The sequence below is a fragment of the Arthrobacter sp. Y3223164 genome (genome assembly GCF_059091005.1).
Window position 1 is genome coordinate 1 of sequence record NZ_JBNHGF010000143.1, and the last position, 6,438, is coordinate 6,438.

Annotated in this window: 6 protein-coding genes; 5 read left to right on the forward strand and 1 reads right to left on the reverse strand. The window is 68.3% G+C overall.

All coding sequences use genetic code 11. From position 1 onward, the window contains the following. The 4 genes from AC5RUJ_RS08970 to AC5RUJ_RS08985 all read left to right on the forward strand — a co-directional run. A partial coding sequence (locus AC5RUJ_RS08970; RefSeq protein ID WP_494155774.1) for an Lhr family helicase occupies nucleotides 1–655 on the forward strand: 655 nt, incomplete at its 5' end. Beyond that, nucleotides 648–1,436: an Fpg/Nei family DNA glycosylase gene (locus tag AC5RUJ_RS08975; RefSeq protein WP_494002268.1), complete on the forward strand. Its 789-nt coding sequence runs from the start codon at nucleotides 648–650 to the stop codon at nucleotides 1,434–1,436. The genes AC5RUJ_RS08970 and AC5RUJ_RS08975, both read left to right, overlap by 8 nt. A gap of 145 nt (nucleotides 1,437–1,581) precedes the next feature. Further along, nucleotides 1,582–3,534: a DUF6541 family protein gene (locus AC5RUJ_RS08980; RefSeq protein WP_494002267.1), complete on the forward strand. Its 1,953-nt coding sequence runs from the start codon at nucleotides 1,582–1,584 to the stop codon at nucleotides 3,532–3,534. 44 nt (nucleotides 3,535–3,578) lie between these two features. Further along, nucleotides 3,579–4,574, forward strand: coding sequence for an RluA family pseudouridine synthase (locus AC5RUJ_RS08985; protein WP_494002356.1), 996 nt, complete (start codon nucleotides 3,579–3,581; stop codon nucleotides 4,572–4,574). Between the two features lie 48 nt (nucleotides 4,575–4,622). On the opposite strand, the gene AC5RUJ_RS08990 is transcribed toward AC5RUJ_RS08985, so the two are convergent. Continuing rightward, nucleotides 4,623–5,102: a DUF4383 domain-containing protein gene (locus AC5RUJ_RS08990; protein WP_494002266.1), complete on the reverse strand. Its 480-nt coding sequence runs from the start codon at nucleotides 5,100–5,102 to the stop codon at nucleotides 4,623–4,625. Nucleotides 5,103–5,430: 328 nt separating this feature from the next. On the opposite strand from AC5RUJ_RS08990, the gene AC5RUJ_RS08995 reads away from it, so the two are divergent. After that, nucleotides 5,431–6,438 (forward strand): SDR family NAD(P)-dependent oxidoreductase (locus tag AC5RUJ_RS08995; protein WP_494155775.1); only part of this gene is annotated, 1,008 nt, incomplete at its 3' end.

The following is a 6,438-nucleotide window of genomic DNA, read 5'->3' on the forward strand; positions in this document are numbered from 1 at the left end:
GGGGCGCTGGTCGCTGCTGCCGGCGCCGGAGACCGACCCCACCGTGCGCGCACATGCCACCGCCGAACTGCTGTTGGACCGCTACGGCGTGGTCACCCGCGGCTCGGTGGCCGCCGAGTCGATCCCGGGCGGGTTCGGGCTGATGTACAAGGTGCTGGGCAAACTGGAGGAAACCGGCCGCTGCCGCCGCGGTTACTTCATCGAACACCTCGGGGCGGCCCAGTTCGCGGTCTCCCCCACCGTTGACCGGCTGCGCTCCTTCAGCCGCGATGCGCAGCTGGGTGAGCAGGCGCCGTCGGCCGTGGCCCTAGCTGCGACCGATCCGGCCAACCCCTATGGGGCCGCCCTGCCCTGGCCCCCGCAGGACTCCGGCCACCGGCCCGGCCGCAAGGCGGGCGCGCTGGTGGTCCTGGTGGACGGAGAGCTTGCCCTCTACGCGGAACGTGGCGGCAAGACGCTGCTGGCCTTCACCGAGGACGAGGAGGCGCTGGCGTTGTGTGCCCGGGCCCTGGTGCAGGTGATCCGTCGCGGTGCCGCGGACAAGATGGCCGTGGAAAAGGTCAATGGGGCCGGCATCCTGGACACGCCGCTGGCCCATGCGCTGATGGATGCCGGCTTCTATTCCACCCCACGGGGATTGAGGTTCCGTGCCTGAAGGGGACACCATCTGGCGTGCCGCCCGGCGCTTGCATGCGGCGCTGGCCGGGCAAGAGCTCACCGGCAGCGACTTCCGCGTGCCGCGCTATGCCACGCTGGACCTGTCCGGGCAGACCGTGGACGAAGTCCGCTCCCGCGGCAAGCACCTGCTGATGCGGATCGGCCCGCTGACGGTGCACTCGCATCTGGGCATGGACGGCAGCTGGCAGATCTACCAACCCGGCGAGCGCTGGCGCAAACCCGCCTTCCAGGCCCGCCTCATCCTCTCCACCGGCGCGACGACGGCGGTTGGCTTCGCGCTGGCCGCGCTGGACGTGGTGCCGCGGACCAAGGAAGACACGCTGGTGGGGCATCTCGGTCCCGACCTGCTTGGGCCGGACTGGGACGAGGCGGAGGCGCTGCGGCGGCTGCGGCAGGAACCGGACCGCCCGATCGGGCTGGCCCTGCTGGACCAGCGCAACCTCGCCGGGATCGGCAACGTCTACCGCTGCGAGGTCTGTTTCATTGCCCGGGTGCACCCGTCCACCCCGGTGGGCCAGGTGCCGGATCTCCCTGCCATGGTGTTGAAGTCCAAGCAACTGCTGGAGGTCAACAAGGATCGCGGCAGCCGCAGCACCACCGCGTCGCCCGCCCGCCGCGAATCGTTCTGGGTCTACGGGCGGGCCGGCCGGCCGTGCGGCCGCTGCGGCACCCCGGTTGTCCACGACCAGCAAGGCAATACCGACGCCGACCAGCGCGACGTCTACTTCTGCCCGCACTGCCAACCGCTGGCTCCCTGACGCGCGGGGCGTTCGCCCGACACACCCCCTCCGCCCCCGGTGCAGGGGGCCGCCCTCCGCCTGCCACAGGCCCCCGTGGCCTGCTCCGACGGCGGCCGGGCGGCACAAACCGTAATATGGTGACGATGACCGACGAAGGGGGCCCATGAGCTGGCTGCAGACGATTCCGGCCGCGCTGTTGGCCATCGTCCTCGTCTTCGGACCCGGCCTGCTCTGGGGTGCAGTGCTCGGCCTGCGCCGGTTGTCCCTGGTCGCACTGGCCGGCCCGTTCGGCGTCACCGCCATCGTGGTCGCCGCCGAGCTTGGCCGCCTGGTCGGGCTGGATTGGGCCTGGCCGCAACTTCTGGCCGTGACCGTGGTCGTGGCCGTCCTGCTCTGGCTGCTCCGCCGCAGCGTTGGCCACCGCCTGCACCGCGATCCCGAAACCCCGGACCGGCCGGCCCCCTGGCGGTCGGTCGTGCTGGCCTGGGCGGTGTCGGCCGTGCCGCTGGCGGCCGCCATGCTCTGGATCTTCGGCGCCCCGGACAACATCGCGCAGTCGCACGACAACATCTTCCACCTCAACGCGCTGCGCTACATCTCCGACTCGGGCAACGCCTCCTCGCTGACGCTGGGCTATCTGGGCACCACGGACCGGGGTACCTTCTACCCGGCGGGTTGGCACGACGTGGTCTCCCTCGTGATGATCACCGCGGGGCTGCAGCCCGCGGCCGCCATCAACATCACCAACCTGGTGCTGATCACCGGAATCTGGAGCAGCGGCTGCCTGTTCCTGGTCAGCCGGATCACCGGTGAACGCACCATGCCGCTGCTGGTCGCCGCGGTGCTCTCGCTCGCCTACAGCAGCTTCCCCTACCTGCTGCTGGAGTTCGGCGTCGTCTATCCGTTCATGCTCTCCATCGCCATGCTTCCGGCCGCGCTGGGGGTGGTGCTGCAACTGCTCCGGGTGGGCGTGCACACGCGTGTGTCAACGGAAGGCAACGTGCTGCTGCTGGTTGGACTGTTGCCGGGCATGGCGTTGTCCCATCCCGCCACCATCATGGGACTGCTGGCGCTCTCGGTGCCGCCGGTCTTCGCGGCCGCCCACCCGGCGCTGCGCTCCGGAGAACAACGACGACGGCGGCGCGCCCTGGCGGGCACCGTCGCCTATCTGGTGGTGCTGGCCGCGCTCTGGATGACGCTCCGGCCCGCCCGCAGCAGCAGCACCAACTGGGACAACCTGGGCAGTGCCGCCGAGGCCCTGGCCGACGTGGTGCTGCATTCGCCGCTCGAGCGCCCCATCTCCATCCTCGCGACCGTCCTGACGATCGTGGGCGCCGCGGTCGTCTTCAATCTCCGCAAAAACCGCTTCGCGCTGGCAATGTACGCTATCGCGGCTGCCCTCTACGTGATCGGCAACTGGCACCAGATGCCGGGCCTGCGCTGGTGGGTGACCGGTATCTGGTACAACGACTTCTTCCGCATCAGCGCCATGCTTCCGGTGGCCGGACTGCTGATCGCAGCCATCGGCGGCGTCGCACTGGCCGGGACGGCGCGCTCCTTCTTCCGGGCCACGCTGGTTCGTCGCGAGAAGAAGCAGCCGTCGTGGTTCCGGCCGGCCGCCACAGGCCTGCTGGTGGTCGCCAGTTTGGCAGTGGTGCCGCTGTTTGCCGTGCAGCGGGGCATTTCCGAGGCCGCCGCCAAGTACCGGTTCACGGACAGCTCCCACCTGCTCACCGCGGACGAGCTCGCGTTGATCAAGCGGATTCCCGCCCACGTACCGGAAGACGCGGTCATCGCCGGCAACCCGCTCACCGGCGCCTCGCTGTCCTACGCCTACACCGGGCGTCCCGCGCTGGTCCCGTCGGGAGTTACGTCGCCGCGGGTGGACGGCAAGCTCATCATGGACAAGCTGGATCAGATGAAGACGGATCCGGCGGTGTGCGCCGCCGTCGAGGCCCAGAACGTGCAGTTCGTGCTCGACTTCGGAGACCACTCGGTGCACCCCGGCGAGAGGACCTCGGTGCCGGGCCTGCAGGAGCTGACCGAGGCCAACGGGTTCGAGCTGGTGGACTCCGAAGGCGAAGCAAAACTCTACCGGGTCACCGGCTGTCCCTGAGCATTGCGGTTGCGTGTGGTGCCACCCGGTACCCTTGATGGGTGATGGAATCCCCGCTACCGGTGCGTGACGGCGTCAACGCCACCCGCCTGCGCCTCCCCGGGGAGGGACCGTGGGAAACGGCGCTGGACTACATGCTGCACCGGTGGGGCCATGTGGATCCCGACGGTATCAGGGACCGCTTCGACCGCGGCGAGATCGTCGGCGAAGGCGGAGCCGTGCTGGACCGGACCACCCCGCTGGATGCCCACACGTTCATTTGGTACTACCGGACCTTGCCGCGGGAGAAGCGGCTGCCCGTGGAGATCAGCATTCTCCACCAGAACGCGAACATCCTGGTGGTGGACAAGCCCCATTTCCTTCCGACCACCCCCGGCGGCACCTTCATCCAGGAGTCGGCGCTGGTCCGGCTGCGCCGTCAACTGGATATCCCGGATCTGATTCCCATGCACCGGCTGGACCGCCTCACCGCCGGAGTGCTGCTCTTCTCCACTAATCCCGCCACCCGCGGCAAGTACCAGGTGCTCTTCGAGAAACGCTTGGTGCAGAAGGAATATGAGGCCATCGCACCGGTGGATCCGCGGCTGCAGTTCCCGCACACGGTGCGGAACCGCATGGTCAAGTCCCGCACCTACCTGCTGGCCGAGGTCGTCGAGGGAGAGCCCAACGCGGAGACCCGGATCGAGTTGCTGGAACAGCGCGGACGGCTGGGCCGCTACAAACTGGAACCGCATACCGGGAAGACCCACCAGCTGCGCGTGCACCTGGCGTCACTGGGCATCGGGATCCTGCACGACCCGTTCTACCCGGTGCTGCTGGACCAGGCTCCTGACGACTTCGAGCGTCCCCTGCAATTACTGGCCCGCGGCATCTCCTTCACCGACCCGATCAGCGGACGACCGGTGGAATACCGCAGCCAACTGGAACTGTCCGAATGGGCAGCGCCAGCCGAATGGGCAGCACGACGCGGAGGGGCAGCAGATAGCGCCGCCGGAGCAATTGCTGCCGGCGGCGCGTTCGCCCCTGCCCGGCAGGCCTAGCGGACTACGGGATTCGGGCCTGGCGGACTACTACGGGATTCGGCCGCTTCAGGCCCGGCCGGCAGCGGTTCCGCGCGCGCTGGTGTCCCGCCGGCGGTCGAGCAGCAGGCCCAGGGCGATCATGACCACGCCCAGGACGAAATGCAGCCAGTTGTCTGCGGTGTTCAGCGGCACGAAGTTGGCTGCGCTCTGCTGGTCAATAAACAGGCCGTACAGCCAGAGGACCAGATAGACCGCGCCGCCCCAGATCATGAAGTTCCGGGCACCGGACACAGTCCTCGCGAGCGCGAATGCTGCCACGCCGTACAGGAGGTGGACGATGTTGTGCAGAATCGAAACTTGGAACACGCCCATCAGCATGGCTTCGGACTGGTGTCCCGCGAATGACATCTGGTCATAGTTTGAGGTGATTCCCGGAATGAAGCCCAAGAGCCCGATCAACAGAAAAACGGCACCGAAGACCATTGCCGCCGTCTGGAGCGGGGTCCGTCCGGTGCTTCGGGCCTGGACGTTGCCTTCTCTTGCCATGGCGATCTTCCCCTCTGACGCCTTGGCAGGTGCGTGCCCCGACGCCGTTCGATATGGACCCTGATCAAAACACTCTACAATAAGCTTGCTTACTAGTTAAGCCCCCGCAGCCAGTCTCAGCCGAATTCGGCTGCCTTTCCTGCGGATAATCCGCTGCCTATGCTGCGGATATAGCCAGGTGCGGCAACTCCTGCCGGCCGGCGGTCCCGGCCCGGCAGAGTGCTGGAAAGCCCGGCGGCCGTGGTTGCCCCCTCCGCCGCCTAGCCAGGCCCGGGGTAGCGGTCTACGCTGATGCCACGTCCGCCAGAGGGCCAGGCGAGGAGAAGCATTGGCAGAGCAATCACCCCGTAGCCGGGCAACCGGCCGGTCCACCGATCAGACCACCGGCCCGGTCACCGTGATCACCGGAGCCTCCAGCGGAATCGGCAGGGCGACAGCCCGGATCCTTGCCAAGCGCGGAGCTGCCCTGGTGCTGGCGGCGCGCAGCGCCTCCAGCCTCGACGAGGCGGCAACCGAGTGCTCAAGGCTGGGGGCACAGGCCATCGCGGTGCCCACCGACATCACGGATGAGGGCGGCTCCGAGAGGCTGGTTCAAGCTGCGCTGGACCGGTTCGGGCGGATCGACGTGTGGATCGGGGCTGCGTCCGTTTATGGCTACGGCACGTTCGAACAAACACCGGCCGACGTGTTCCGGAAGATAGTCGAGACGAACCTGCTAAGCCAGGCCGACAGCATTCGGGCCGTGCTGCCGCAATTCCGACGGCAGCGGCGTGGAGTCCTGATCCTCGTCGGCTCGGTCTACTCCAAGATCAGCACGCCCTACGTGTCCGCGTATGTGGCCGGCAATGCCGGGCTGCTGGGGCTGGCCAACGCGCTGCGACAGGAACTGCTCGACGAGAAGGACATCCACGTTTGCACCGTCCTGCCCGCCACCGTCGACACTCCGATCTTCCAGCACGCGGCCAACTACACCGGCCGCAGCATCCACCCCCTCCCTCCGGTCGTCAGCCCGTACCGGGTGGCCAGTGTCATCGCCCGGATGGCCTCAAAGCCCCGCCGCCAGGTGGTGGTGGGCCGGCTCCAGCACGGATTCATTCCGTTCCAGCGCTGGTTCCCGGGCCTGCACGACCGCGTATCGGGGCCGCTCATGGACACCCTGGCACTTCGGGGACAGGGCGTCGCGCCATCGGCGGGGACTGTTTTCGCCCCGGATCCGCCGTCGAACAAAGTCAGCGGGAACTGGCGTTCGGGACGCGCCCGTGTGATGGCCGGCGGACTGGCAGGCCTGGCGGTGGCCGGTTACCGAAGGACGCGGAAGCGGCGGCACCCGCGCGCC

Excerpts from the sequence above, each read along its gene's own strand:
- AC5RUJ_RS08980 (WP_494002267.1), top strand. The coding sequence starts at position 1,582 with ATGAGCTGGCTGCAGACGATTCCGGCCGCGCTGTTGGCCATCGTCCTC.
- AC5RUJ_RS08985 (WP_494002356.1), top strand. The coding sequence starts at position 3,579 with ATGGAATCCCCGCTACCGGTGCGTGACGGCGTCAACGCCACCCGCCTG.
- AC5RUJ_RS08990 (WP_494002266.1), bottom strand. The coding sequence starts at position 5,102 with ATGGCAAGAGAAGGCAACGTCCAGGCCCGAAGCACCGGACGGACCCCG.